Source organism: Pseudomonas sp. PNPG3, assembly GCF_023093815.1.
GTDB classification, from domain to species: domain Bacteria; phylum Pseudomonadota; class Gammaproteobacteria; order Pseudomonadales; family Pseudomonadaceae; genus Aquipseudomonas; species Aquipseudomonas asiatica.
In genome coordinates this window covers 13,514-37,336 of sequence record NZ_JALLKV010000058.1, presented here as the reverse complement: position 1 = coordinate 37,336, position 23,823 = coordinate 13,514, and the positions used below count along the sequence as shown (strand labels likewise).

The window sequence follows — 23,823 nt, the reverse complement described above, 5'->3', positions numbered from 1 at the left end:
GCCTGCCTGGCGGCAGGCCATTACCGGCCCGAACACAAAAAAACTGACAGTCCCCAACGCGGTGGCTGGCACCGGCTGCGCCGGTGTTCGCGGGCACGCCCGCGAAGAAGCTCACTCGGTACCGAAGGTCAGAGGTGCACCAAGCGCTCACGCAGGAAGTTCACAAACCCCTGAACCGGCCGCGCCACCTGCCGGTGCTGGGGGTACACCGCCGACAACTGCAGTGCTGGCGGCCGCCACTCATCCAGCACTGTCACCAGTCGCCCATCCGCCAGCGCCTGTCCCACGATGAAGGTTGGCAGATAGGTCACCCCCATCCCGGCAATCGCCGCATCCCTGAGCAGCTCGCCATTGTTAGCCCGCATCCGCCCGACTACCTGGATCGCCTGTACTTTGCCGCCCTGGCGGAACTGCCACTGTACCTGCCGCGAATGACCATAAGGCAGGCAATCATGCCCAGCCAGTTGCTCCGGCCTGGCCGGCACGCCCCGAGCCTTCAGGTACGCCGGGCTCGCACAATACACCCGCTCGACACTGGCAATACGCCGCGCAATCAGGCTGGAATCCTCCAGCGCACCAATCCGTAGCGCCAGGTCATAGCCCTCGCCGATCAGGTCCACTGCGCGGTCGCTCAAATCCACCTCCACATCCACCTGCGGGTGCAACTGCAGGAACTCGGTCAGCAGGCACCCCAGGTGCGCCATGGCGAACGACAGCGGCGCACTCAGACGCAAGGTGCCACGCAAGGCCTGGGCCTGGCCGCTGATGTCGTGCTCCACCTGCTGCACTTCGCCGAGCAGGCGCAACGCCGACTGGTAGTAGTGCTGGCCCAGCGGCGTGGCATCCAGGCGCCGGGTGGAGCGGTTGAGCAGGCGCACGCCCAGGCGCTCCTCAAGCTGCATCAGGCGCCGGCTGACCGATTGCTTGGACATCCCCAGGCGGTCGGCAGCCGCAGTGAAACTGCCAGCTTCCATGACCTGGGCAAAGATCCGCATGTCTTCGTAAGGGTTCATTGTCTCGCTCTTGGTGACAGTCAAACGCTTTATAGCGGCTTTTTCCCATCAACGCATCTCCCTAATCTACGCACAAGTCGCAGCGATGGCCCTGAAGGCCAGGCAAGACGCCCACTACCAACATTCAACAGAAAAGGATTCGCTCATGAACATTGTCCACAAAACCCTTACCGCTTCCCTTCTGGCCCTGTCCGTTTCCAGCGCCTTCGCCGCTGGCAGCCCGGGTATCGAACAGCACACCCAGGCCTTCCTCGAAGCCCTGGAACAAGGCGGCGGCAAGCCACTGGAGCAGCTCAGCCCGAAAGACGCCCGCGCGGTGCTGACCGGTGCCCAGGCCTCGGTAAAGGTCGATCTCTCGGGTATCGAGGTGAAGGAACGCACCATCCAGGCCAATGGCGAGTCGATCAAACTGCAAGTGGTGCGCCCGGCCAACGTGAAGGGTGACCTGCCGGTGTTCATGTTCTTCCACGGTGGCGGCTGGGTGCTCGGCGATTTCCCGACCCACCAGCGGCTGATCCACGACCTGGTGGTTGGCTCTGGCGCAGTGGCGGTCTACGTCGACTACACCCCATCGCCGGAAGCGCACTACCCGACCGCGATCAACCAGGCCTACGCCGCCACCCGCTGGGTGGCCGAGCATGGCAAGGAAATTGGCGTGGACGGCAAGCGCCTGGCCGTGGCCGGCAACAGCGTCGGCGGCAACATGGCGGCAGTAGTGGCCTTGAAAGCCAAAGAGGCCGGCACCCCGGCCCTGCGTTTCCAGCTGCTGCTGTGGCCGGTGACCGATGCCAGCTTCGAAACTGCGTCGTACAAGCAGTTTGCCGAGGGGCACTTCCTGACCACCGGGATGATGAAGTGGTTCTGGGACAACTACACCACCGATGCCAAGGCACGGGAACAGATCTACGCCTCGCCGCTGCGGGCCAGCAGTGAACAGCTCAAGGGCCTGCCGCCGGCCCTGGTGCAAACGGCCGAGTTCGACGTGCTGCGCGATGAAGGTGAGGCTTATGCTCGTAAGCTGAATGCTGCCGGGGTGACCGTTACCTCGGTGCGCTACAACGGCATGATCCATGACTACGGGCTGCTCAACCCGCTGCATCAGGTGCCGGCCGTGCAAGCGGCCATGCGCCAGGCCGCCGGCGAGCTGAAAGTGCACCTGCAGTAACCTCATCCACGCATGCGGCAGGGCCTGGTGCCCTGCCGGTTCAGGAGACCCGTCATGCTCACCGTACGCAACGCCAAAGACCGCGGCCTGGCCTTTCATGGCTGGCTGAAATCGTTCCACACCTTCTCCTTCGGCCACTACCGCAACCCGGACGAGCAAGGGTTCTCGGACCTGCTGGTGATCAACGACGACCGCGTCATCCCCGGCAAGGGCTTTGGTCAACACCCGCACCGCGACATGGAGATTTTCTCCTACGTGCTGGAAGGCGCGCTGGAGCACAAGGACACGCTGGGCACCGGCTCGGTGATCCGCCCGGGCGATGTGCAGCTGATGAGCGCTGGCCACGGCGTGGCCCACAGCGAGTTCAACCACAGCCAGGTGCAGCCGGTGCACTTCCTGCAGATCTGGATCGTACCGAACGTGCAGGGGGCAACGCCGCGTTACCAGCAACAGCATTTCAGTGCCGAGGAAAAGCGCGGCAAGCTGCGCCTGATCATCTCGCCGGATGGCGCCGAGGGGTCATTGCAGGTACGGCAGAATGCGCGGGTGTATGCCGGCCTGTTCGACGGTGACGAGCGTGCCATCCTGACCTTGCCGGAAAACCGCCATGCCTATGTGCATGTGGCCCGGGGCAGCATCGAGCTCAATGGGCAAGTGCTGAATGAAGGGGATGGGGTGCGAGTGAGGCAGGAACAGGTGCTGGAACTGGGCAATGGGGTGGATGCCGAGGTGCTGGTATTCGACCTGCGGCCGCATGAGTTGCCTGGTATGCCTTGAGGCAGGTCCGGCCCTTTCGCGGGTAAACCCGCTCCCACAGGTACGCCACAGACTTCGAAATCTGTGGCGTACCTGTGGGAGCGGGTTTACCCGCGAAGAGGCCGCAAATCCAACTCAGGGCTCGACCCCTTCGACGATGATCACCTCAGCCTTCGCCACCCCCTGACGATGGCTGCAAGCCTCCTGGTACAGCTCGGACCGGTAACACGCCAGCGCCTGCTCGTACGAATCGAACTCGATCACCACGCTACGCTGAGGGGTAGGCCGCCCTTCCATCGCCTCACTACGCCCGCCACGGGCCAGGAAACGGCCGCCGAATGCCTTGAAGGCAGCCGGGGCGCGCTGGGTGTACTGCTGGTATTGCTCGGGGTCGGTCACGTCCACATGGGCGATCCAATAGGCCTTCATGCGCTGCTCTCCTGTTACGGCGATATTTATGTATGATGGTATACCATGATAATCATCCCACCACAGTGAGCGTGCAACATGGCTTTCAACACCATCGAAGAACTTCTCGAGGACTACCGGCAAGGCAAGATGGTCCTGCTGGTGGATGACGAGGACCGGGAAAACGAAGGCGATCTGCTGATCGCCGCCGAGCGATGCGACGCCCAGGCCGTCAACTTCATGGCCCGTGAAGCGCGCGGGCTGATCTGCCTGACGCTGACCGACGATCACTGCCAACGTCTGGGCCTGGAGCAGATGGTGCCGGCCAACGGCAGCGTTTTCAGCACCGCCTTCACCGTGTCGATCGAGGCTGCCACGGGCGTTACCACCGGTATTTCCGCTGCTGATCGGGCACGTACGGTGGCAGCGGCGATGGCCCCCAACGCCCGCCCGGAAGACCTGGTGCAACCCGGTCACATCTTCCCCCTGCGCGCCCGCGAAGGCGGTGTACTGACGCGCGCCGGCCACACCGAAGCCGGCTGCGACCTGGCGCGCCTGGCCGGGTTCACCCCGGCGTCGGTTATCGTCGAAGTACTCAACGATGACGGCACCATGGCCCGCCGCCCGGACCTGGAGGTGTTCGCTGCCCGGCACGGCATCAAGATAGGCACCATCGCCGACCTCATCCACTACCGCCTGAGCACCGAGCAGACCATCAAGCGCATCGGCGAACGCGAACTGCCGACCGTGCATGGCACCTTCCGCTTGGTCACCTACGAAGACCGCATCGAAGGTGGCGTACACATGGCCATGGTCATGGGCGATATCCGCCGCGAGCAGCCGACCCTGGTGCGAGTGCACGTGATCGACCCGCTGCGCGACCTGGTCGGCGCCGAATACGCCGGCCCCGCCAACTGGACGCTTTGGGCGGCGCTGCAGAAGGTGGCCGAGGAAGGCGCCGGCGTGGTGGTGATCCTGGCCAACCATGAGTCCTCACAGGCGCTGCTGGAGCGCGTGCCGCAGCTGACCCAGCCGGTGCGGCCTTACCAGCGTGGGCAATCGAAGGTGTACTCGGAGGTGGGTACAGGCGCGCAGATTCTGCAGGACCTGGGCGTGGGCAAGCTGCGCCACCTGGGCCCGCCGCTGAAATACGCGGGGCTGGCGGGGTATGAGCTGGAGGTGGTGCAGAGCATCCCCTTCGAGCCGGACATGGTCGGCTAAAACACCGAAGCAACTGACTTGGCAGGGCCCTGTAGGAGCGGGTTCACCCGCGAATGCGATGGTGAAGCCACCAACGCATTCGCGGGTGAACCCGCTCCTACAGGGCCCGCGCTGTTTCTGAAAGGGACGGAGTGATGGCCGGTAGCCTCATACCTCTTGCCAAAAGTTTGGAATACCATAATATGATATCCCGTAGACCTTGAATCTGCAGGCCGGCACCTACAATCAAAAACGGCCAAAAAACACTTTGTTTTAGCTGCTCCCCGAACACTGTTGGCGGGCGCACCACAAGCCCCGCCTCGAATAACAAAAGCAACGAGGGCGTAACCATGCTGTTGAGCAAACGTGTAACCGCAGTGCTGTCCGCCAGCCTGCTGACCCTGGCATGTCAGGCCGCCCAGGCCGCCGACAGCCTGAACTTCGTCAGCTGGGGCGGTACCACCCAGGACGCCCAGAAAGAAGCATGGGCCGTACCTTTCACCAAAGCCACCGACATCAAAGTCGTCCAGGACGGCCCCACCGACTATGGCAAGCTCAAGGCCATGGTCGAGAGCGGCAACGTGCAGTGGGACGTGGTCGACGTCGAAGCCGACTTCGCCCTGCGTGCCGCCAGCGAAGGCCTGCTCGAACCCCTCGATTTCACCCAGATCAAGCGCGACAAGATCGACCCGCGCTTCGTCTCCGACCATGGCGTCGGCTCGTTCTTCTTCTCCTTCGTGCTCGGCTACAACGAAGGCAAGCTCGGTGCCAACAAACCGGTGGACTGGACCGCACTGTTCGATACCAAGACCTACCCCGGCAAGCGCGCCCTGTACAAATGGCCCAGCCCAGGCGTACTGGAACTGGCCCTGCTGGCCGACGGCGTAGCCCCCGACAAGCTGTACCCGCTGGACCTGGACCGCGCCTTCAAGAAGCTCGACACCATCAAGAAAGACATCGTCTGGTGGGGCGGCGGCGCCCAGTCGCAGCAACTGCTGGCCTCCGGTGAAGCCTCGCTCGGCCAGTTCTGGAACGGGCGCGTCTATGCCCTGCAGCAAGACGGTGCACCGGTGGGCGTGAGCTGGAAGCAGAACCTGGTCATGGCCGACTTCCTGGTCATCCCCAAAGGTGCCAAGAACAAGGACGCGGCCATGAAGTTCCTGGCCAACGCCAGCAGCGCCGAAGGCCAGGCCGAGTTCGCCAACAAGACCGCCTACGCGCCGGTGAACGTCGACAGCGTGGCCAAGCTGGACAAAGACCTCGCGCAGAACCTGCCAACCGCCTACGCCCAGGACCAGGTCACCCTCGACTTCGCCTACTGGGCCAAGAACGGCCAGGCCATCGCAGCCCGCTGGAATGAGTGGTTGGTCAAATGAAAGTCGCCATCAACGCCCTGCATAACGCGCAAGGTGCCCCCACGGGCACCGGCGCCCCAGGAACGGCCCCCCGCCGCGTCAGCCTGAGCCAGCGCTGGAAAGGCAGCCGCAATCTGCTGCCGGCGCTGCTGTTCCTTGGCCTGTTCTTCTTCGCCCCGCTGGCCGGCCTGTTGCTGCGCGGGGTGCTGGAGCCAACGCCGGGCCTGGGCAACTACGAGCAGCTGTTCGCCAACTCGGCCTATGCGCGGGTGCTGTTCAACACCTTCTCGGTGGCCGGCGTGGTCACCCTGATCAGCGTGCTGCTGGGCTTCCCGCTGGCCTGGGCAATTACCCTGGTGCCCAAGGGCTGGGGCCGCTGGTTGCTGAACATCGTGCTGCTGTCGATGTGGACCAGCCTGCTGGCGCGCACCTACTCGTGGCTGGTGCTGCTGCAGAGCTCGGGGGTGATCAACAAGGCGTTGATGGCCATGGGTATCATCGATGCCCCGCTGGAAATGGTGCACAACCTGACCGGCGTGGTGATCGGCATGAGCTACATCATGATCCCGTTCATCGTGCTGCCGCTGCAGGCGACCATGCACGCCATCGACCCGATGGTGCTGCAGGCCGGCTCGATCTGTGGCGCCAGCCCGTGGACCAATTTCTGGAAAGTGTTCCTGCCGCTGTGCCGCTCGGGGCTGTTCTCCGGGGCACTGATGGTGTTCGTGATGTCGCTCGGTTACTACGTCACCCCGGCCCTGCTGGGCGGTGCGCAGAACATGATGCTGCCCGAATTCATCATCCAGCAGGTGCAGTCGTTCCTCAACTGGGGCCTGGCCAGCGCCGCCGCCGCACTGCTGGTGGTGATCACCCTGGTGCTCTTCTACCTGTACCTGAAGCTGCAGCCGGAATCCCCGGTTGGCAACGCGAGGTAAACCGCCATGCTCCTGTCTCCCAATGCCATGGGCCGCCCGCTGCGTACGGGCCTGTACCTGACCACCGGGGTCATCGCGGCCTTCCTGCTGTTGCCGGTGGTGTTCATCGTGTTGCTGTCGTTCGGCTCGTCGCAGTGGCTGGTGTTCCCGCCGCCGGGCTGGACCTTCAAGTGGTACGGCCAGTTCTTCTCCAACCCGGAGTGGATGGACGCCGCGCTGGCCAGCCTGAAGGTGGCCGTGCTGACCACCATCGCCGCCGTGCTGCTCGGCCTGCCCACCGCGTTTGCCCTGGTGCGTGGCCGCTTCCCGGGCCGCGAGCTGCTGTACGGGCTGTTCACCATGCCGATGATCGTGCCGCTGGTGATCATTGCCGTGGCGGTGTACGCGCTGTTCCTCAAGCTCGGCTACACCGGCACGCTGTTCGCCTTCGTGGTCAGCCACGTGATCGTCGCCCTGCCCTTCACCATCATCTCGATCATCAATTCGCTGAAGCTGTTCGACCAATCCATCGAGGATGCCGCGGTGATCTGCGGCGCCTCGCGCCTGCAGGCGATCTTCAAGGTAACCTTCCCGGCGATTCGCCCGGGGATGATCGCCGGCGGCCTGTTCGCCTTCCTGGTGTCGTGGGATGAAGTGGTGCTGAGCGTGATGATGGCCAGCCCCGACCTGCAGACCCTGCCGGTGAAGATGTGGACCACCCTGCGTCAGGACCTCAGCCCGGTCATCGCCGTGGCCTCGACCCTGCTGATCGGCCTGTCGCTGCTTGTCATGTTCATTGCCGCCGCCTTGCGCCGGCGCACCGAAGCCAACGCCTGAGCGCGCGGAGAAAACAACAATGAGTGCAGTGATCAAAGACAACGCGCACGGCAAGACCCTGGTCAGCCTGCGCGGCCTGAACAAGCACTACGGCGACTTCACCGCCGTGGACAACCTCGACCTGGAAATCCAGGACGGCGAGTTCCTGACCTTCCTCGGCTCCAGCGGCTCGGGCAAGTCCACCACCCTGTCGATGCTGGCCGGTTTCGAAACGCCGAGCAGCGGCGAGATCCTGGTCGATGGCCAGTCACTGGTCAACGTGCCGCCGCACAAGCGTGACATCGGCATGGTGTTCCAGCGCTATTCGCTGTTCCCGCACCTGAACGTGCGCGACAACATCGGCTTTCCGCTGGCCATTCGCAAGCTCAGTGCCAGCGAAACCAGCAAGCGCGTCGATGCCATGCTCAAGCTGGTGCAGCTGGAAAAGTTCGCCCACCGCAAGCCGTCGCAGATGTCCGGTGGCCAGCAGCAGCGCGTGGCTATCGCCCGGGCGCTGGTGTACGAACCGCGCATCCTGCTGATGGACGAACCGCTCGGCGCGCTGGACAAGAAGCTGCGCGAAGACCTGCAGGATGAACTGCGCCAGTTGCACCGGCGCCTGGGCATCACCATCGTCTACGTCACCCACGACCAGGAAGAAGCCATGCGCCTGTCCCAGCGCATCGCCATCTTCAGCCATGGCAAGATCGTCGGCCTGGGCACCGGTTACGACCTGTACCAAAACCCGCCGAATGCCTTCGTCGCCTCGTTCCTGGGCAACTCCAACTTCCTGCGGATCAAGGCCAGCAGCAATGGCGCGGGCAGCTTCGAGGGCCAGCCGGTAGCCATCCGCCTGACCCCGGGCCTGGCCGCCTCGCAGGATGCACTGATCATGGTACGCCCGGAAAAGGCCCTGGCCCTGACCGCCGAACAGGCCGCACGCGAGCCGCTGCCGGCGGGGTGGAACGAGGTCAGTGCCAAGGTTGGTGAAGTGCTGTTCCTGGGCGAGAGCCAGACCTGCCACGTAGTGACCGCGGGCGGAACCGAGCTGACGGTCAAGGCTTTGTCGGCGGCGGGCATGCCGATGCAGCCAGGGGATACCGTGAAGGTGCGCTGGGCGGTGGCGGATGCGTGCATCTATACCGAGTGGGCGGAAAGTGACCTGAGCAAGTCTGCCGGGGCGCATTGAAACCGCTGGGGCCGCTTTGCGGCCCTTTCGCGACACAAGGCCGCTCCTACAGGGGCGGCCTTTCACTGCCCCATGGACTGTCACATTATCATCACGCCACTGTCGTAATCTGCCGGCCATCTCTATGCCATAGGCCTTCCGGCATGCCCCGCCTGCTTGTCTTGCTGCTCACCCTGCTGCCGCTGGCGACCCTGGCCGAGCCCGCTCACCTGCGCGTGCAAGGCTCCAACACCATCGGCGCGGCCTTGCTGCCAGCGCTGGTGCAAGGGCAATTGCGCGCACAGCAAGCTACCGCCATCGAACAATACCCAGGCAAGCTGGCCAACGAGACTGTCATCACCGCTCGCGATAAGCATGGCCAGCCTTTGCGCATCGACATCGCCGCACACGGTTCCAGCACCGGCTTCGTCGCCCTGGGCCATGGCGAGGCCGACCTGGCCGCCGCGTCGCGGCCTATCAACGACAACGAAGCAAGCCAACTGCAGGCTTTGGGCGACCTGCGCGCCGCTGCCGCCGAACAAGTCATCGGCCTGGATGGCGTCGCGGTCATCGTTCACCCCGACAACCCGCTGCCACAGCTCACCACGGGGCAACTGGCACAGATCTTTGCCGGGCAGATCCAGCGCTGGGAGCAATTGGGTGTTGCCGGCGGGGCCATCCACCTGTACGCCCGTGACGACCGCTCCGGTACCTTCGAGACCTTCAAGGCCCTGGTGCTGGAACCCCAGCAAAGCGAGCTTTCGCCCAAGGCCCAACGCTTCGAGTCCAGCGACGAGCTGGCCGCGCGAGTGGGCGCCGACCGCCAGGCCATCGGCTTCAGCAGCCTGGCGGCGGTGCATGGGGCCAAGGTGCTGGCGGTTGCCGAGGGTGACGCGCCGGCCATGCTGCCGGAGCGTGCACTGGTGGCCAGCGAGGACTACCCGCTATCGCGGCGCCTGTACTTCTACCTGCCGGCCAACCCCAAGCCCCAGGCCAAGGCGCTGGCCGATTTCACTCAGAGTCCCGCGGGCCAGGCGATCGTCGCCCAGCAGGGTTTCGTTTCGCAGCAGATCAAGGCCCAACCTGCGCCCCTTCAGGCGGACATGCCGCCGCGCTATCGCACCCTCGCCCTACAGGCGCAACGGTTGAGCGTGAATTTCCGCTTCCAGGAAGGCAGCGCCAGCCTCGACAACAAGGCCCTGCGCGATGTCCAGCGCGTTGCCGACTACCTGCGCCAAGCGGGCAAATTGCAGCGCAAGGCGGTGCTGGTGGGCTTTGGCGACCCCAAGGAGACACCCGGTCGCGCCGCCCTGCTGTCCCGCCTAAGGGCCCAGGCGGTGCGCCGCGAGCTGGCGCGCGATGGCGTGGAGGTGCTGGAGGTGACGGGGATGGGGGATGAACTGCCAGTGGCAGGGAACGAACTGGAGCAAGGGCGACTGCGTAATCGCCGGGTGGAAGTGTGGGTTTATTGAACGATTGGCCTGCTCTGGCCTGACTGGTGTAGGAGCGGCCTGGCAAAGAAATGTAACAGCTCCCCATTCGGCATCACCGGCAAACGGGTCTAGGCTCAAGCCCATGTGATACCGGGCCCCTCTGACGGCTGCCAGGCCGCCATGTCGGATCACTGTTGCCATGCAACGTCGACATTCAAGGAGGGGCTCATGACAGCTCTACACACATTCCTCACCACCCCGTTCCTCGGTACCAGCACCTGGTTGTGGCTGGTGTTCATGGCCATCGTCATCGGTTTGCTGGTACTCGACCTGGGCGTGCTGCACCGCCACGACCGGGAAATCGAAATGCGCGAGAGCCTGCTGCTGTATTCGGGCTATTTCAGCGTCGGCGTGCTGTTCGGCGTCGGTGTCTGGTACCAGTTGGGCGCGCAGTCGGCGCTGGAGTTCTACACCGGGTTCCTGGTCGAACAGTCGCTGTCGATGGACAACGTGTTCGTCATGGCGATGATCTTCAGCTATTTCGCCATCCCCCGCCGCTACCAGCACCGCGTGCTGTTCTGGGGCATCCTCGGGGTGGTTTTCCTGCGGGCGATCATGATCGGCGTGGGCGCGGCGCTGGTGCAGAACTTCGCCTGGGTACTGTATATCTTCGGTGCCTTCCTGCTGTTTACCGGGGTGAAGATGGCGCTGTCTAAGGAAGATAGCCGCCCCGACCTGGCCAACAACCCGATTCTCAAGTTCGTGCGCCGGCACATGCGGGTCACCGAGCAGATCCACGGCTCGCACTTCTTCGTGCAGCAGACCCCGCCCGGGCAGCACAAGGCGCTACGCCATGCCACCCCGCTGTTCATGGCGCTGGTGCTGATCGAACTGGCCGACCTGGTGTTCGCCGTCGACAGTGTCCCGGCAATCTTCGCCATCACCCAGGACCCGTTCATCGTCTACACCTCGAACATCTTCGCCATCCTCGGCTTGCGCTCGTTGTATTTTGCGCTGGCGGCGCTGATGCACCGGTTCGTTTACCTCAGGTACGCGCTCGCGCTGGTGCTGATCTTCATTGGCTGCAAGATCTTCTACCACGGCATGGTGGGCAAGGTGCCGGCATTGCTGTCGCTGGGGGTGACGTTCGGGTTGTTGCTGGGTGGGGTGGTGGTTTCGTTGGTCAAGACGCGGGGGGAAAAGCCGGAAATCAAGGGTGCTCAATCCAGACAGCCTTCAAATGCCGATCGCACACTCAGCGAGAAGGAGGAAGACCCGCAGATGCGGGTCTGACCATCCAGAGAACCAGTGAGCCTTCAAGGGCCTCTTCGCGGGCAAGCCCGCTCCTACAGATATTGTGCACAGCTTGGAGGCAGCACAGTACCTGTGCGCTGTCGCACAGAGAACTGAACTCGCAAGCGATCCTCGTACCCTGTGGGAGCGGCTTTAGCCGCGAAGAATCCAACGCGGTGCATGGCACCGGCTGCGCCGGTGTTCGCGGCTAAAGCCGCTCCCACAGGGTCCCTGCTAATTCAATGAGTTATGTGCAGTTCTATGAGAGCGGGCAAGCCCGCGAAGAGGCCGGAACAAGCCGGTAAATCATCGTCCGCTACGCATCATCTCCGCCGGCACGTACTTGCCGATCTCATACTTGCCGATCGCCGCCCGGTGCACTTCATCTGGCCCGTCGGCCAGGCGCAAGGTGCGTTGCATGGCGTACATGTAAGCCAGCGGGAAATCGCCACTCACCCCTGCCCCGCCATGAATCTGGATCGCCCGGTCGATCACCTTCAGTGCCACGTTCGGCGCCACTACCTTGATTTGCGCAATCTCGCTGCGGGCCACCTTGTTGCCGACCGTGTCCATCATGTAGGCCGCTTTCAACGTCAGCAGCCGGGCCATGTCGATCTCCATGCGCGAGTCGGCAATCTTGTCGACGTTGCCGCCCAGACGCGCCAGTGGCCGGCCGAAGGCGGTACGCTCCACCGAGCGCTTGCACATCAGTTCCAGCGCTCGCTCGGCCATGCCGATCGAGCGCATGCAGTGGTGGATACGGCCAGGGCCAAGGCGCCCCTGGGCAATTTCGAAGCCACGGCCTTCACCCAGGATCACGTTCTCATACGGTACCCGCACGTTCTCGAAGAGCACCTCGGCGTGGCCATGGGGAGCATCGTCATAACCGAACACCGGCAGAGGGCGGACGATCTTGACCCCAGGCGCATCGGTGGGCACCAGCACCATCGAGTGCTGCTGGTGGCGTGGCCCTTCAGGGTCGGACAGGCCCATGAAGATCATTACCTTGCAGCGCGGGTCGCAAGCGCCAGAGGTCCACCACTTGCGGCCGTTGATTACCCATTGGTCACCGTCACGCACGGCGGTGGCGGCCATGTTGGTGGCATCCGAGGAGGCCACGTCCGGTTCGGTCATGGCGAACGCCGAACGGATCTCGCCACGCAGCAGCGGCTCCAGCCACTGGCGCTTCTGCGCTTCACTGCCATAGCGCACCAGCACTTCCATGTTGCCGGTGTCCGGCGCCGAGCAGTTGAACGGCTCCGGGCCGAGCAACGAACGGCCCATGATTTCAGCCAGCGGGGCGTATTCCAGGTTGCTCAGGCCGGCACCGTATTCCGATTCGGGCAGGAACAGGTTCCACAGCCCTTCAGCGCGGGCCTTGGCCTTGAGTTCTTCCATGATCGCGGTGGGCTGCCAGCGGTCACCCTCGGCGACCTGGCGCTCGAACACCGCCTCGGCGGGGTAGACATAGGCGTCCATGAACGCGCTGACGCGCTCACGCAGTGCCTGGACCTTGGGCGAATAGGCGAAATCCATCGGGGCTACCTTCACGGTTCGGAGTACATGGGCCAGAGCCTAGAGCAGCATGGCCTCATCCACCTAGCCTATTTTCCGCGTGTATAAACATTCATAACCGATATATGATCGGCCAATAATTCCAACAAAGAGCGGCGCCCATGAACCTCAGCAAGGTCGACCTCAACCTGTTCATCGTGTTCGATGCGATCTACACCGAAGCCAACCTGACCCGCGCCGGGCAGATCGTGGGCATCACCCAGCCGGCAGTGTCCAACGCCCTTTCACGGCTGCGCGAAACCTTCAATGACCCGCTGTTCGTGCGCACCGCGCAAGGCATGGTGCCAACGCCCATGGCGCAGAACATCATCGGCCCGGTGCGCAATGCCTTGGCACTGTTGCGCACCTCGGTGCAGGAAAGCCGCATTTTCAACCCGCAACAGGCCAACAAGACTTTCCGCATCAGCATGACCGACCTGACCGAAGCGGTCATCCTGCCGCCGCTGTTCCAGCGCTTGCGCCGCCTGGCGCCGGCGGTGCTGATCGAAAGCTTTTTGTGCAAGCGCCGCGAGACCACCAAGGAACTTGCCGCCGGCCGCCTGGACTTCGCCATCGACGCACCGTTGAACACCGACCCGCAAGTACGCCACGTAAAACTGATGCAAGACCGCTATGTCTGCGCCCTGCGCCAGGGCCACCCGCTGGCCGACAGCAAGCTGACCCTCGACAACTACCTCGGCATGACCCACATCCATATTTCCAGCCGCCGCAACGGCCTGGGCTATGTCGACCTGGCCCTGGGCAAGATGGGCGTGCAGCGCAAGGTTGCCTTGCGCTCGCAGCATTACCTGATGGCCTCGCAGGTGTTGCAGCAGACCGACATGGCGATGACCGTCCCCGAGCGCTTCGCCCGCCGCCATCAGTTGCGTTACCAGCCACTGCCGGTGGAGGTGCCTGCGCTGGAAACGCACCTGTACTGGCATGAAAGCACCGATCAGGACCCGGCCAACCGCTGGATGCGCGAGCAGATCACCGAGTTGTGCGAACGTGTGGTGGCCGAGGAAGAAAGGGCCTTGGAACCAGCCTGAACAGAATGGCGGGATGCGGAGAAAAAAATCCCAAGAAAAACTCGATAGAGAGAAATTTTTCTTGATCATTTCCAGAATAGAGCCGCTGGAAGTGAAAAATATCTCCGAAGTAGCGGGTACGCTTGCTCCAACGATTGCCGATTTCACGGCGACAGACACGGACCCGCCCTCATGCCCAGCGCCCCGCTCTATTTCGATTACGCCGCCACCACTCCGGTCGACGACCGGGTCATCGAAACCATGCTCGCCTGCCTTGGCAGCCAGGGCAACTTCGGCAACCCGGCGTCCAGTGGCCATGCCTTCGGCCAGGCAGCCCGCCACGCCGTGGAGCAGGCCCGTCTGCAAGTGGCCGAACGCGTCGGCGCGCAGGCCGATGCACTGGTCTGGACCTCAGGTGCGACCGAGTCCAACAACCTGGCGCTCAAGGGCATTGCCCAGGGCCTCGGCCAGCCCGGGCACCTGATCACCAGCCAACTGGAACACAAGGCCGTGCTCGACACGGTGGCCGAACTGGAGCGCCAGGGTTGGGCCGTTACCCGCCTGGCACCGGATGCCGCCGGCCTGATTCAGCCTGCGGCGGTGCAGGCAGCGTTGCGCGCCGACACCCGCCTGGTATCGCTGATGGCGGTGAACAATGAACTGGGCACGATCACAGACTTTGCCGCGATTGGCGAACAGGTACGTGCCCACGGTGCCCTGCTGCACGTGGATGCGGCGCAGGCGGTGGGCAAACTGGCCATCGACCTGAACGCCATGGCCGTGGACCTGATGTCGTTCTCGGCGCACAAGGTGTATGGGCCCAAGGGCATCGGTGCGCTCTACGTGGGGCCACGCGCCCGCACGCTGATGCGTGCGCAGATGCACGGGGGCGGCCATGAGCAAGGCCTGCGCTCCGGCACCCTGGCGACCCACCAGATTGCCGGCATGGGCAGTGCCTTTGCCCTGGCCGGCCAGCCCGGCGACAGCGAACACCTGCGCCTCGGACAACTGGCCAGGCGCCTGCGTGAAGGCCTGCTGGCCCTGCCCGGCGTCACCCTCAACGGCTGCGCCAAACAACGCATTCCCCATACGCTGAACCTGTGTATCGACAGCAAGGGCTTCAACAGCGCGGCGCTGGCCAGCGAGCTGGCGTTGTCGACCACCTCGGCCTGCAATTCGGCGAGCGATGCAGCCTCGCATGTGCTGCTCGCGTTGGGGCTGGATGAACGCCAGGCACGTAACAGCGTGCGCCTGAGCATCGGGCGTTTCAGCAACGAGGCCGAAGTGGACAAGGCCCTCGAAGTGTTTGGCCGGGTGCTGACAGCGGCGTCAGCGGCACTTTGGTGAAACTTCCCTAAAACAGCCGGCTGTCCGGGGTGAAGTCCTCGACCTCGAGCCTGGCACTGTTTGCCTGCGGATGGCGCGGGTTGAAAAGGTAATTGGTGGTGCTGGGCATGATCGCGCTCGGCACCGGCAGCAGCAACGCCGAACACTCATCCAGAAAGCGGTTGCCCAGGCCCCGGGTCAGTTCGGTCTGGCTCGACCAGCCAGGCTGCAAGGCGGGCAACTGCGCTTGCGAAACGGTGTCAGGCAACTCGATACGCAGCAGCCGCATGGTGGTGGGGAAATCCTCAGGGTCGATCTCCAGGTGCACCAGCACCTCCAGCATCGCCCCGGCCGGGCTGGTGGCGGCATACACCACTGGCCGGCCCGCCTGGTGCCAGCGGCCGCTGACACGCAAGCCGCCCGTTCCGCTCAAGTCTGCATAGGCGCTGATACGCCACAGAATCACAGGCCGAAGCCCTCGGCGATCTGCAGCAACATCTCTTCGACCTGGGTGGTGCCCTGCTGGGTGGTTAGCATCTGCATCGGCGTCAGCCCCGAGAAGCGCTCCTTGGGCTTGGACAGCCAGCGTTTTGCCTTGCCTGCCTCGCCGAACACGGCTTCGGCCATGGCGGTGATATGGGCCGAACGGAACAGCCGGTCGCTTTCTTCCACGGTCAGCGGCTGGTCACGTTCGATGCGGGTTTTCAGCGTGCGCAGGGGAATGATCTGGTCACGCTCCACAGGGGTGAACACGCCGAGTTCGGTCAGTTTCACCAGCCAGGTGGCAGCGAAGCCATGGGTGATGCGGGTGTGGATTTCGAAGTCACTGGCGAGTTCGGGGATTTCCAGCAGTGCATGCAGGCGCGCCCGGTACTCGTGGTAACCGTTGTCGCGAAGCACTTCGGCAAGCATGGCTCTCTCCTTTCCGGCGTTTGCCGACAAGTATGCGGCATATGCCGGATTTTGCAAGCCGACCGGAAAGACGGGGCCGCAGAGCGGCCCCGGCAACCTCACAGGAAGGTGAACACCTGCGAAGCCGGCAACCGCGACTTGTTCAGCCCGGCATTGAAATCCGCCTCGCTGCGATAGCCCAAGCTGAGAATGACCACACTGCTGTATCCACGCTCACGCAAGCCCAGCTCGGCATCGAGAATCTTGCTGTCGAAGCCTTCGATCGGGGTGGCATCCAGCCCATGTGCCGCAGCCCCCAGCAAGGCAGTACCCAACGCCAGGTAGGTCTGCTTTTCCATCCAGTGCTGCAGGTCTTTCTGGTCGAAACGGTGCAGGTCGACGTAATGCCGACGGCTCTGGTTCTGCCCGGCACGCGCCTGCTCATCGCGGAAGCGGCCATCGGCGGCTTCCTGATGGAGCACGGCATCCAGGTGCGCTTCGGTCATCTCGGTTCGGGTGCAGAACACGATCACATGCGAGGCATCGAGGATCTTCGGCGAATTGTAGGCATAGCGCTCTGCGGTGCTTTTGGCCAGGCGAGCCTTGCCTTCGGCGCTGTCGGCAACGATGAAATGCCACGGCTGCGAGTTGACCGAGGAAGGGCTATGGCGCAGTTGCTCGAGCAGGGCATCGACAGTCGCCTGGGGAATGCGGCGCGAGGCATCGTAGGCTTTGGTGGTGTAGCGGCGCTTGGCCAGAGAGACGGTATCCATGCAACAACTCCGGGAATGAACAGAGGATTTGCCGGGCATCTTATCTTTCCTGCAGAAAAGAAAAACCGGCACAATGCAGCAACACTTTCATCTCTGGAGTGAAAATGCTGCGCATCGCCGACCTCGAACTGTTCGTCCGCAGCAGCGTGCTGGGCAGCTTCACCGCCGCCGCCCATGAGGCCGAACTGCTGCCGGGGCAGGTGGCCGCCGCGATCAAGCGCCTGGAGCGCGACCTGGATGTGCGCCTGTTCGCCCGCACTACCCGCAGCCTCCGCCTGACCGCCGAAGGCGAGTTGTACCTGCCGACTGCCCTGAATGTGCTGGAGAGCCTGCGCCAGGGGCGTGAAGACCTGCATGGCAACGCCAACACCCTGCGCGGTACCCTGCAGGTTTCGGCACCGTCAGACCTGGGCCGCAACATGTTGCTGCCGTGGCTGAGCGCCTTCCGCCGCGAGCACCCGGCCCTGCACCTTCGCTTCTTCCTGTCTGACCAGATTGCCGACCTCAACCGCGACCCGGTAGATGTGGCGATCCGCTACGGCCTCAACCAGGACGCCAACTACATTGCCCTGCCGCTGGCAGACTGGAACCGCCGGGTGCTGGTGGCGGCGCCCGACTACCTGGCCCGTCACGGCCGCCCCCTCACGCCCGACGCCCTGCAGCAGCATGCCTGCCTGCTGTACATGCAGCACAACCGGGTCTACGACAAGTGGCGGGTGGGCAACCGCACCGTGCAGGTGAGTGGGCCGCTGGTCAGCGACGATGCCGACGTGATCCGCCGCCTGGCCTTGCAGGGCGAAGGCATCGTCTACAAGTCGTGGCTGGATGTAAGCGCCAACATCGCGGCCGGCGAACTGGAAATCATCCTGCCCGAGCACTTTGGTGAACCCGCCCCGGTCACCCTGGTGTGCCCGCACCGCAAGCAGCTCACGCCCGCAGTGGCACAACTGCATCTGTGGCTGCGCGAACGCTTCGAGGCCTTGCGTAACCGGGCGCTGGCCAACGGCTGCACAATCGTTCCAGACTGAGCCTGGCCGTTGCGCTAAGGTAGCGATTTCTGCCACGACACGCCCCCATGAGCAACTGGATCGACCTCAAGCAGGACGCCGACACCGGCATCGAGTCGGTCCGCGCGCATTTCGTCGGGCATGCCTACGACCCGCACTGGCACGACAGCTTCCTGGTTGGCGTTACCGAGCAGGGCGTGCAGCAATTCGATTGCCGGCGAGTGCGCCATCGCAGCACGCCGGGGAACGTATTCCTGCTGGAGCCCAGTGAAATCCATAACGGCCATGCGCCCACCGAGGACGGCTTCACCTATTCGACCCTGTACCTGGAACCCACCTGGGTGGACAGCCAACTGCGGGCACTTTTCGAACACGCGCCGGGCGACAGCCTGCCCAGCTTCGCCGATACCTTGTGCCACGATGAGCGCCTGGCGCGTGCCACTGCCCTCGCCTTCCAGGCCGTGCATACCCAGGACTTGCGCATTGTCCGGCAGACGGCCATGGACGACCTGCTGGCCTGCCTGACCCGCCACCTGCACTGGCGCCGGCGCCTGAACCCGGACCCGCGCCTGCCGCTGACCGCGCAGCGCGCGCGGGATTACCTGCACGCCAACCTGGAGCGCGACATCGGCCTGGAAGACCTGGCCCAGGCCTGTGGCATCGACCGCTTCCGCCTCACCCGCGCATTCAAGGCCGCATTCGGCCTGGCGCCGCATGCCTATCTGATCCAGCTGCGCCTGGCCCGGGCGCGGCGCCTGCTCGCCCAGGGCCAGACTCCCACCGAAGTGGCCATGGCCCTGGGCTTTGCCGACCAGAGCCACCTAGGGCGCTGGTTCCGCCGTGCCTACCAGCTGACCCCGGCCGACTACCGCAGGCGCTGCTCAAACCTTCCAGACTGAAAGGCAGCGGGCAGCGAGCATGGTGCTTCGTTTATCCGGAGCCCTTGATCATGTCGCAGTCGTTGTTGCCCTTCATCCTGTTTGCGTTGGTATCCAGCATCAGCCCCGGGCCGACCAACCTGTTGATTCTTGCCCATGGGGCCCGCTTTGGCCTGTGCGCGAGCCTGGCGCCGGTCGTTGCGGCCTGCGGTGCCGCAGCGGCGATCGTGCTGATGGTGGGCCTGGGGCTGGGTGAACTGCTGCTGCGCCACCCGCTGGCCCAGCAGTTGATGAGCTGGGCCGGGGTTTTGTGGTTGAGCTGGCTGGCGTGGCAGATGCTGCGCAGTGCCGCCGCCCCGCTGCAGGCGGCCACGGCGCAAGGCTTCAGCGCACTCAGCGCAGCCTCGTTGCAGGTGGTGAACCCCAAGGTGTGGTTGATGGCCGTGGCGGTGGTCGGGGTGTTTGCCTCGCCGTCGTTGCCGGTATGGCAGCTGGCGCTGGTGTTCTGGCTGATTGCCCTGCCATGCATGGCGGCGTGGGCGCTGCTGGGGGTGGGCAGCGCGCGATGGTTGCAGGCACCGCGGCGGTTGCGGGTGTTCAACCAGGTATTGGCGGGGGTGCTGTTGATTTCTGCATGGGCTGCCGTACTGGCTTGAGCCCGCTATTGCCAGTACCGGCCTCTTCGCGGGCACGCCCGCTCCCACAGGTACTGCATCGCGCCTGAAGTTGATGCAGTACCTGTGGGAGCAGGCGTGCCCGCGAAAAAAACAGCACGGTCATTCAGGAATGCCTTGCCCCCCGCCCAGCGCCTCGCGGAACTGCCGGGTGCTGGCCACAGCCAGCAGCAACCCGGCCACCGCCACGCTACCGCCCACCAGGCCGATATCCGCCACATCCAGCTGGCTGCTGACGATACTGCCCAGCAACGCGCCACCGCCAATACCGATGTTGTAGATACCCGAGAACAGCGCCATGGCCACATCGGTGGCATCGGACGCCAGTTTCAGGGTCTTGGACTGCAGCGACAGGCTGAAGCTGAGGATCGCCACACCCCAGAACATGCTCAACGAGGCGAAAACATAGAAGTTGCCCGACAGCGGCAACAGCAGCAACAGGCACGCCGCCAGCAGGCCGATCGAACCTACCAGGAAGCCATGCGGGAAGCGGTCGCTGTAACGGCTGAACAGCACCGAGCCGAACACCCCGGCGCCGCCGAACAGCAGCAGCAATAGCGTGGTGCGCTCTCCGCCTATCTGCGCCACGTGCAGGGCAAACGGCTCGATATAGCTGTAGGCGGTGAACTGCGCGGTAATCACCAGCGTCACCAGCACATAGGTGATCACCAGCGCCGGGCGCTTGAACAGGATCGGCAGGCTGCGCAGCGAGCCCGAGTTCTGGCTGGGCAGCAGCGGCAACGACTTCATCAGGCACAGCATGGTCGCCAGCGCCACCCCGGCAATGCTCAGGAAGGTGATGCGCCAGCCCAGCGCTTCACCCACTACGCGGCCCAGCGGGATACCCAGGACCATGGCCAGGGTGGTGCCAGTGGCCAAAAGGCCCAGCGCCTTGGCCTGCTGCCCGGGCGGCGCCACGCGCACCGCCAGGGAAGCCGTGATGGCCCAGAACACCGCATGCGCCAGGGCAATACCGATACGGCTGACCAGCAACATGGCAAAGCTCTGTGACATCCACGACAGCAAGTGGCTGACGATGAACACCAGGAACACGAACAGCAACAGCCGCCGCCGCTCGATGTTGCGCGTCAGCAGCATCATCGGCAGCGAGGCCAGTGCCACTACCCAGGCGTAGATGGTCAGCATCAGGCCGACTTGCGCGGTGCTCAGGTCGAAGCTGCGGCCAATGTCGCTGAGCAGCGCCACCGGGACGAACTCGGTGGTGTTGAAGATGAAGGCCGCCAGGGCCAGGGCAATGACGCTCAGCCAGCTGCCGCTACCCGCCGTGGGTGGCATGTTGGTGGGTATGGGTCCATTCATGGGTACAAACCGCTTCTCCGCAGGCAAGGCAACAGGACGCACGTCGGCCACCCACTTGCCGGGGTGTCGACGCACGCTTTGTTATTGAAAGGAATGCCCGGCATGGTACGCGTCAAGCCGGGGGCTCACAACCGCGAGGCGGGCAGAAGGAGTAACATGCGCGCTTTGTGCGAACGCGTATGCAACAAGGAGCCCGATCCACTCATGGACCAGCAGCACTCCCAGCAGCAACAGTGGCAGCAGGCGGTCACCGCCTATGCCCAGGCCGTCAACGACTATGTCGCGCAGGGCCGCGCGCAAGGCTGGGATGACCTCGAAGAGCCCCTGCCGCAAGCCACCGAGCATTTGCTCGATGCCTGGCTGCAAGCCCTGCAAGCAGCCAACCGGCCTGGCGTCGAAGCCTTCGAGCAGCAAGCCTTCCGCGAAGCCTGGCCGCCCGCCCACCACCCTTTGCTGCCGCTGATCAAGGAGCACGGGCAAGGCATCGGCAACGTCCTGCTGCTGGAGGATGGCAGCCTGCTGGCACGTATCGGCATGCCGCATGACAAAGGCCAGGTGGTGCGCATCGACCCTCTCGGGGTGACCCCGGTGATCGGCGTCGATCACTTCGGCCGCTGCCCGGCCCGCCGCTATTTCGCCCTGGCCAATGCCGAGGGCATACGCGTGACAGATGGCTGGGGCGGCCCGCAGGTGCTGCGCCTGGCCTGGCCCACGGGGTTGGAGGGGTTGCCGCCGGGTTACCCGTTCGAGCCTTTCGACCTGCCGCCCACGCCGACCACGCTGATCCCCTTCCCGGATGGCCAGCGGGTGCTGCTGGTGAGCGCTGAGGGTATCTTCCTGCTGACCCGCCACGGCGCGACCCGCCTGCTGCCGCACCAGGGGCGGGTGCTCGACGAACTGGACGAAGGCACCGACCCGGACGACATCAGCCTTGGGCTGAGCATGGAGCACGGTGCGGTATCGGCGGATGGTCGGTTGATCGTGGTTGGCGAGCAAGGCAGCCGCCACCTGGTGCTGGATGACCAGCTCCGGCCCGTGGCGGCCATCGGCCCGGCCAGCGAGTATCCGCACTTTGCGCTGTTCAATCGTGCGGGTGACCAGTTGATAGTCAATGCCTGCCATTTCTATAGCGGTGCCACGCTGGCCGTCAGGGTGGCCGACTTGCCGGGGCTGGATACCGACTACTACAGCCAGGACCCGCGTACCCCGCTGGTACAGGATGGCGCACGGGTGTATGCCGGCGTGGCGCGCGAGGGCGAATATATCGTGGGGGATGCCTATGGTTACCTGCGGGCATTTGGCGAAGATGGCACCGAGCATTGGCAGCATTACCTGGGGTCGACCATCAGTGCCCTGGATATCAGTGCCGACGGGCGTACGCTGGTAGCGGCGAGCCATGCCGGGTTCGTTTCGGTGATTGCCCTGGACAACGGGCGCCCGGCCTGGCAGATCGGTACCGGGGCGCATGGCGAGGTACGGCGGTGGTTGTTCTGGAAAGGCTGGGACAGGGCATTGGCCTGGTAACAGTTGCAGCATCTTCATTGCCTGTACCGGCCTCTTCGCGGGCTCGCCCGCTCCCACAGGTAAATCACAGCTTACGAAGTCTGTGCAGTACCTGTGGGAGCGGGCGAGCCCGCGAAGAGGCCGGGTCAGGCAACCATCAGCCCTGCAAAGTAGCCATATCGATCACGAACCGGTACTTCACATCCCCGGCAATCATCCGCTCATACGCCTGGTTGATGTTGCGGATATCCAGCAACTCGATATCACAACGAATCGCGTGCTCGGCACAGAAGTCCAGCACTTCCTGGGTCTCGGCAATACCACCGATCAACGACCCCGCCAGCACCCGGCGCTTCATCACCAGATTGGCCGCATGCACCGCCGGGTCGATCGGCTCGATCAGCCCGACCAGGATGTGCACGCCATCGAATTTCAGGGTTTCCAGGTACGGGTTGAGGTCGTGCTGCACCGGGATGGTGTCGAGCAGGAAGTCGAAACGGCCCGCCGCGGCGTGCATCTGCTCGGCATCGGTGGACACGATCACATGGTCGGCACCCTGGCGACGGGCTTCGTCGGCCTTGGCCTGGGAACGGGTGAACAGGGTCACTTCGGCGCCCAGCGCCTTGGCCAGCTTGATGGCCATGTGGCCCAGGCCGCCCATGCCGAGGATGCCGATCTTGTGACCAGGGCCGACGCCGTGGTGCTTGAGTGGCGAATAGGTTGTGATGCCGGCGCAGAGGATTGGCGCGGCGCTGGGCAGGTCCATGCCGGCCGGGATGCGCACCACGAAGTGCTCGCTGACCACGATGCTGCTGGAGTAACCGCCCATGGTGTTGCTACCGTCGACTCGGTCCGGGGTGGCATAGGTCATGGTCGGGCCTTCCAGGCAATATTGCTCCAGGTCCTTGGCACAAGCTTCGCAGTGTCGGCACGAGTCGACCATGCAGCCAACGCCGACCAGGTCGCCGACCTTGTGCGTGGTCACTTTGTCGCCCACGGCGGTGACGCGGCCGATGATCTCGTGGCCAGGCATCAGCGGGTACACGGCAATGCCCCATTCGTTGCGCGCCTGGTGGATGTCGGAGTGGCATACGCCGCAGTAAAGGATGTCGATGGCGACGTCGTCAGAGCGCGGGCAGCGACGCTCGAAGGTCATGGGAGCCAGAGGGCTGGTGGGGGTCTGGGCGGCGTAACCGATGGCGGTATACATGCAGGGCCTCGCAATGAAGTGAAACGATTCAGGCTGCGCATTCTGCGCGCCATGCGTCGCTTCGCCCACGACTGATTCTCCGGTATCGATGCCTGATTCTCCGAAGATGCCATGCAGCATCTGGCGCCGAGCGTTCAA

General features: G+C 64.2%; 23 protein-coding genes. 15 read left to right on the top strand and 8 right to left on the bottom strand.

The annotated features are described in order from the left end of the window. Positions 1-128 precede the first annotated feature (128 nt). Positions 129-1,013, bottom strand: a complete 885-nt coding sequence (locus MJ643_RS25910; RefSeq protein ID WP_023661816.1) for a LysR family transcriptional regulator — start codon at positions 1,011-1,013, stop codon at positions 129-131. Between the two features lie 145 nt (positions 1,014-1,158). On the opposite strand from MJ643_RS25910, the gene MJ643_RS25905 reads away from it, so the two are divergent. Both MJ643_RS25905 and MJ643_RS25900 read left to right on the top strand, forming a co-directional pair. Beyond that, entirely contained in the window at positions 1,159-2,178 is a 1,020-nt protein-coding gene (locus MJ643_RS25905) for an alpha/beta hydrolase (protein ID WP_023661817.1), read from the top strand. Between the two features lie 54 nt (positions 2,179-2,232). Next, entirely contained in the window at positions 2,233-2,955 is a 723-nt protein-coding gene (locus MJ643_RS25900) for a pirin family protein (RefSeq protein WP_013973150.1), read from the top strand. Positions 2,956-3,069: 114 nt separating this feature from the next. Here the strand turns inward: MJ643_RS25900 and MJ643_RS25895 are convergent, their stop codons facing one another. Continuing rightward, positions 3,070-3,363: a DUF1330 domain-containing protein gene (locus MJ643_RS25895; protein WP_013973151.1), complete on the bottom strand. Its 294-nt coding sequence runs from the start codon at positions 3,361-3,363 to the stop codon at positions 3,070-3,072. A gap of 78 nt (positions 3,364-3,441) precedes the next feature. On the opposite strand from MJ643_RS25895, the gene ribBA reads away from it, so the two are divergent. From ribBA to MJ643_RS25860, 7 genes are all read left to right on the top strand, one after another. Next, entirely contained in the window at positions 3,442-4,563 is a 1,122-nt protein-coding gene (gene ribBA, locus MJ643_RS25890; RefSeq protein ID WP_013973152.1) for a bifunctional 3,4-dihydroxy-2-butanone-4-phosphate synthase/GTP cyclohydrolase II, read from the top strand. A gap of 329 nt (positions 4,564-4,892) precedes the next feature. Beyond that, positions 4,893-5,918, top strand: a complete 1,026-nt coding sequence (locus tag MJ643_RS25885) for an ABC transporter substrate-binding protein (RefSeq protein ID WP_013973153.1) — start codon at positions 4,893-4,895, stop codon at positions 5,916-5,918. Next, positions 5,915-6,832 carry an ABC transporter permease gene (locus tag MJ643_RS25880; RefSeq protein WP_015270844.1) on the top strand — a complete coding sequence of 306 codons (918 nt, stop codon included), beginning with the start codon at positions 5,915-5,917 and terminating at the stop codon, positions 6,830-6,832. Before MJ643_RS25885 ends, MJ643_RS25880 begins: the two co-directional genes overlap by 4 nt. A gap of 6 nt (positions 6,833-6,838) precedes the next feature. Beyond that, complete coding sequence (locus tag MJ643_RS25875; protein WP_015270845.1) at positions 6,839-7,648, top strand: ABC transporter permease; 810 nt, start codon at positions 6,839-6,841, stop codon at positions 7,646-7,648. Between the two features lie 19 nt (positions 7,649-7,667). Next, positions 7,668-8,816 (top strand): ABC transporter ATP-binding protein, encoded by a 1,149-nt coding sequence (locus tag MJ643_RS25870; RefSeq protein ID WP_013973156.1) that lies wholly within the window; start codon positions 7,668-7,670, stop codon positions 8,814-8,816. Positions 8,817-8,959: 143 nt separating this feature from the next. Then, a complete protein-coding gene (locus tag MJ643_RS25865) occupies positions 8,960-10,267 on the top strand; it encodes a phosphate ABC transporter substrate-binding/OmpA family protein (protein ID WP_044047086.1) in 1,308 nt (435 codons plus the stop codon). A 189-nt stretch (positions 10,268-10,456) separates the two neighbouring features. Further along, positions 10,457-11,521 (top strand): TerC family protein, encoded by a 1,065-nt coding sequence (locus MJ643_RS25860; protein WP_038409931.1) that lies wholly within the window; start codon positions 10,457-10,459, stop codon positions 11,519-11,521. 306 nt (positions 11,522-11,827) lie between these two features. Here the strand turns inward: MJ643_RS25860 and MJ643_RS25855 are convergent, their stop codons facing one another. Beyond that, positions 11,828-13,057 (bottom strand): acyl-CoA dehydrogenase, encoded by a 1,230-nt coding sequence (locus MJ643_RS25855; RefSeq protein ID WP_013973159.1) that lies wholly within the window; start codon positions 13,055-13,057, stop codon positions 11,828-11,830. A 140-nt stretch (positions 13,058-13,197) separates the two neighbouring features. Here MJ643_RS25855 and MJ643_RS25850 point away from each other — a divergent pair, with 140 nt between their 5' ends. Then, positions 13,198-14,124 carry a LysR family transcriptional regulator gene (locus MJ643_RS25850; protein ID WP_013973160.1) on the top strand — a complete coding sequence of 309 codons (927 nt, stop codon included), beginning with the start codon at positions 13,198-13,200 and terminating at the stop codon, positions 14,122-14,124. A 171-nt stretch (positions 14,125-14,295) separates the two neighbouring features. Next, on the top strand, positions 14,296-15,450 hold the full coding sequence (locus MJ643_RS25845; protein ID WP_013973161.1) for an aminotransferase class V-fold PLP-dependent enzyme: 1,155 nt from the start codon (positions 14,296-14,298) through the stop codon (positions 15,448-15,450). 7 nt (positions 15,451-15,457) lie between these two features. Here the strand turns inward: MJ643_RS25845 and MJ643_RS25840 are convergent, their stop codons facing one another. From MJ643_RS25840 to MJ643_RS25830, 3 genes are all read right to left on the bottom strand, one after another. After that, entirely contained in the window at positions 15,458-15,895 is a 438-nt protein-coding gene (locus tag MJ643_RS25840; protein ID WP_015270851.1) for an RES family NAD+ phosphorylase, read from the bottom strand. Beyond that, a complete protein-coding gene (locus tag MJ643_RS25835; protein WP_013973163.1) occupies positions 15,892-16,341 on the bottom strand; it encodes an antitoxin Xre/MbcA/ParS toxin-binding domain-containing protein in 450 nt (149 codons plus the stop codon). The genes MJ643_RS25840 and MJ643_RS25835 overlap by 4 nt, the downstream gene beginning before the upstream one ends. 98 nt (positions 16,342-16,439) lie before the next feature. Further along, entirely contained in the window at positions 16,440-17,093 is a 654-nt protein-coding gene (locus tag MJ643_RS25830; protein WP_013973164.1) for an oxygen-insensitive NAD(P)H-dependent nitroreductase NfsB, read from the bottom strand. 104 nt (positions 17,094-17,197) lie between these two features. On the opposite strand from MJ643_RS25830, the gene MJ643_RS25825 reads away from it, so the two are divergent. From MJ643_RS25825 to MJ643_RS25815, 3 genes are read left to right on the top strand one after another with little or no spacing between them, the layout of a single operon-like run. Then, a complete protein-coding gene (locus MJ643_RS25825; RefSeq protein WP_013973165.1) occupies positions 17,198-18,121 on the top strand; it encodes a LysR family transcriptional regulator in 924 nt (307 codons plus the stop codon). 47 nt (positions 18,122-18,168) lie between these two features. After that, entirely contained in the window at positions 18,169-18,999 is an 831-nt protein-coding gene (locus tag MJ643_RS25820; protein ID WP_013973166.1) for an AraC family transcriptional regulator, read from the top strand. Between the two features lie 50 nt (positions 19,000-19,049). Beyond that, entirely contained in the window at positions 19,050-19,634 is a 585-nt protein-coding gene (locus MJ643_RS25815) for a LysE family translocator (protein ID WP_013973167.1), read from the top strand. Positions 19,635-19,754: 120 nt separating this feature from the next. On the opposite strand, the gene MJ643_RS25810 is transcribed toward MJ643_RS25815, so the two are convergent. Further along, positions 19,755-20,972 (bottom strand): sugar transporter, encoded by a 1,218-nt coding sequence (locus MJ643_RS25810; RefSeq protein ID WP_044047087.1) that lies wholly within the window; start codon positions 20,970-20,972, stop codon positions 19,755-19,757. Between the two features lie 204 nt (positions 20,973-21,176). Between MJ643_RS25810 and MJ643_RS25805 the strand changes: the two genes are divergently transcribed. Beyond that, positions 21,177-22,496 carry a hypothetical protein gene (locus MJ643_RS25805; RefSeq protein ID WP_013973169.1) on the top strand — a complete coding sequence of 440 codons (1,320 nt, stop codon included), beginning with the start codon at positions 21,177-21,179 and terminating at the stop codon, positions 22,494-22,496. Positions 22,497-22,632: 136 nt separating this feature from the next. On the opposite strand, the gene calA is transcribed toward MJ643_RS25805, so the two are convergent. After that, entirely contained in the window at positions 22,633-23,685 is a 1,053-nt protein-coding gene (calA, locus tag MJ643_RS25800; RefSeq protein WP_013973170.1) for a vanillin reductase, read from the bottom strand. Positions 23,686-23,823: the final 138 nt, after the last annotated feature.

What these genes read in the sequence shown, in the direction of transcription:
- MJ643_RS25910 (WP_023661816.1), bottom strand. Translation starts at nt 1,013, where the DNA reads ATGAACCCTTACGAAGACATGCGGATCTTTGCCCAGGTCATGGAAGCT.
- MJ643_RS25905 (WP_023661817.1), top strand. Translation starts at nt 1,159, where the DNA reads ATGAACATTGTCCACAAAACCCTTACCGCTTCCCTTCTGGCCCTGTCC.
- MJ643_RS25900 (WP_013973150.1), top strand. Translation starts at nt 2,233, where the DNA reads ATGCTCACCGTACGCAACGCCAAAGACCGCGGCCTGGCCTTTCATGGC.
- MJ643_RS25895 (WP_013973151.1), bottom strand. Translation starts at nt 3,363, where the DNA reads ATGAAGGCCTATTGGATCGCCCATGTGGACGTGACCGACCCCGAGCAA.
- ribBA (WP_013973152.1), top strand. Translation starts at nt 3,442, where the DNA reads ATGGCTTTCAACACCATCGAAGAACTTCTCGAGGACTACCGGCAAGGC.
- MJ643_RS25885 (WP_013973153.1), top strand. Translation starts at nt 4,893, where the DNA reads ATGCTGTTGAGCAAACGTGTAACCGCAGTGCTGTCCGCCAGCCTGCTG.
- MJ643_RS25880 (WP_015270844.1), top strand. Translation starts at nt 5,915, where the DNA reads ATGAAAGTCGCCATCAACGCCCTGCATAACGCGCAAGGTGCCCCCACG.
- MJ643_RS25875 (WP_015270845.1), top strand. Translation starts at nt 6,839, where the DNA reads ATGCTCCTGTCTCCCAATGCCATGGGCCGCCCGCTGCGTACGGGCCTG.
- MJ643_RS25870 (WP_013973156.1), top strand. Translation starts at nt 7,668, where the DNA reads ATGAGTGCAGTGATCAAAGACAACGCGCACGGCAAGACCCTGGTCAGC.
- MJ643_RS25865 (WP_044047086.1), top strand. Translation starts at nt 8,960, where the DNA reads ATGCCCCGCCTGCTTGTCTTGCTGCTCACCCTGCTGCCGCTGGCGACC.
- MJ643_RS25860 (WP_038409931.1), top strand. Translation starts at nt 10,457, where the DNA reads ATGACAGCTCTACACACATTCCTCACCACCCCGTTCCTCGGTACCAGC.
- MJ643_RS25855 (WP_013973159.1), bottom strand. Translation starts at nt 13,057, where the DNA reads ATGGATTTCGCCTATTCGCCCAAGGTCCAGGCACTGCGTGAGCGCGTC.
- MJ643_RS25850 (WP_013973160.1), top strand. Translation starts at nt 13,198, where the DNA reads ATGAACCTCAGCAAGGTCGACCTCAACCTGTTCATCGTGTTCGATGCG.
- MJ643_RS25845 (WP_013973161.1), top strand. Translation starts at nt 14,296, where the DNA reads ATGCCCAGCGCCCCGCTCTATTTCGATTACGCCGCCACCACTCCGGTC.
- MJ643_RS25835 (WP_013973163.1), bottom strand. Translation starts at nt 16,341, where the DNA reads ATGCTTGCCGAAGTGCTTCGCGACAACGGTTACCACGAGTACCGGGCG.
- MJ643_RS25830 (WP_013973164.1), bottom strand. Translation starts at nt 17,093, where the DNA reads ATGGATACCGTCTCTCTGGCCAAGCGCCGCTACACCACCAAAGCCTAC.
- MJ643_RS25825 (WP_013973165.1), top strand. Translation starts at nt 17,198, where the DNA reads ATGCTGCGCATCGCCGACCTCGAACTGTTCGTCCGCAGCAGCGTGCTG.
- MJ643_RS25820 (WP_013973166.1), top strand. Translation starts at nt 18,169, where the DNA reads ATGAGCAACTGGATCGACCTCAAGCAGGACGCCGACACCGGCATCGAG.
- MJ643_RS25815 (WP_013973167.1), top strand. Translation starts at nt 19,050, where the DNA reads ATGTCGCAGTCGTTGTTGCCCTTCATCCTGTTTGCGTTGGTATCCAGC.
- MJ643_RS25810 (WP_044047087.1), bottom strand. Translation starts at nt 20,972, where the DNA reads ATGAATGGACCCATACCCACCAACATGCCACCCACGGCGGGTAGCGGC.
- MJ643_RS25805 (WP_013973169.1), top strand. Translation starts at nt 21,177, where the DNA reads ATGGACCAGCAGCACTCCCAGCAGCAACAGTGGCAGCAGGCGGTCACC.
- calA (WP_013973170.1), bottom strand. Translation starts at nt 23,685, where the DNA reads ATGTATACCGCCATCGGTTACGCCGCCCAGACCCCCACCAGCCCTCTG.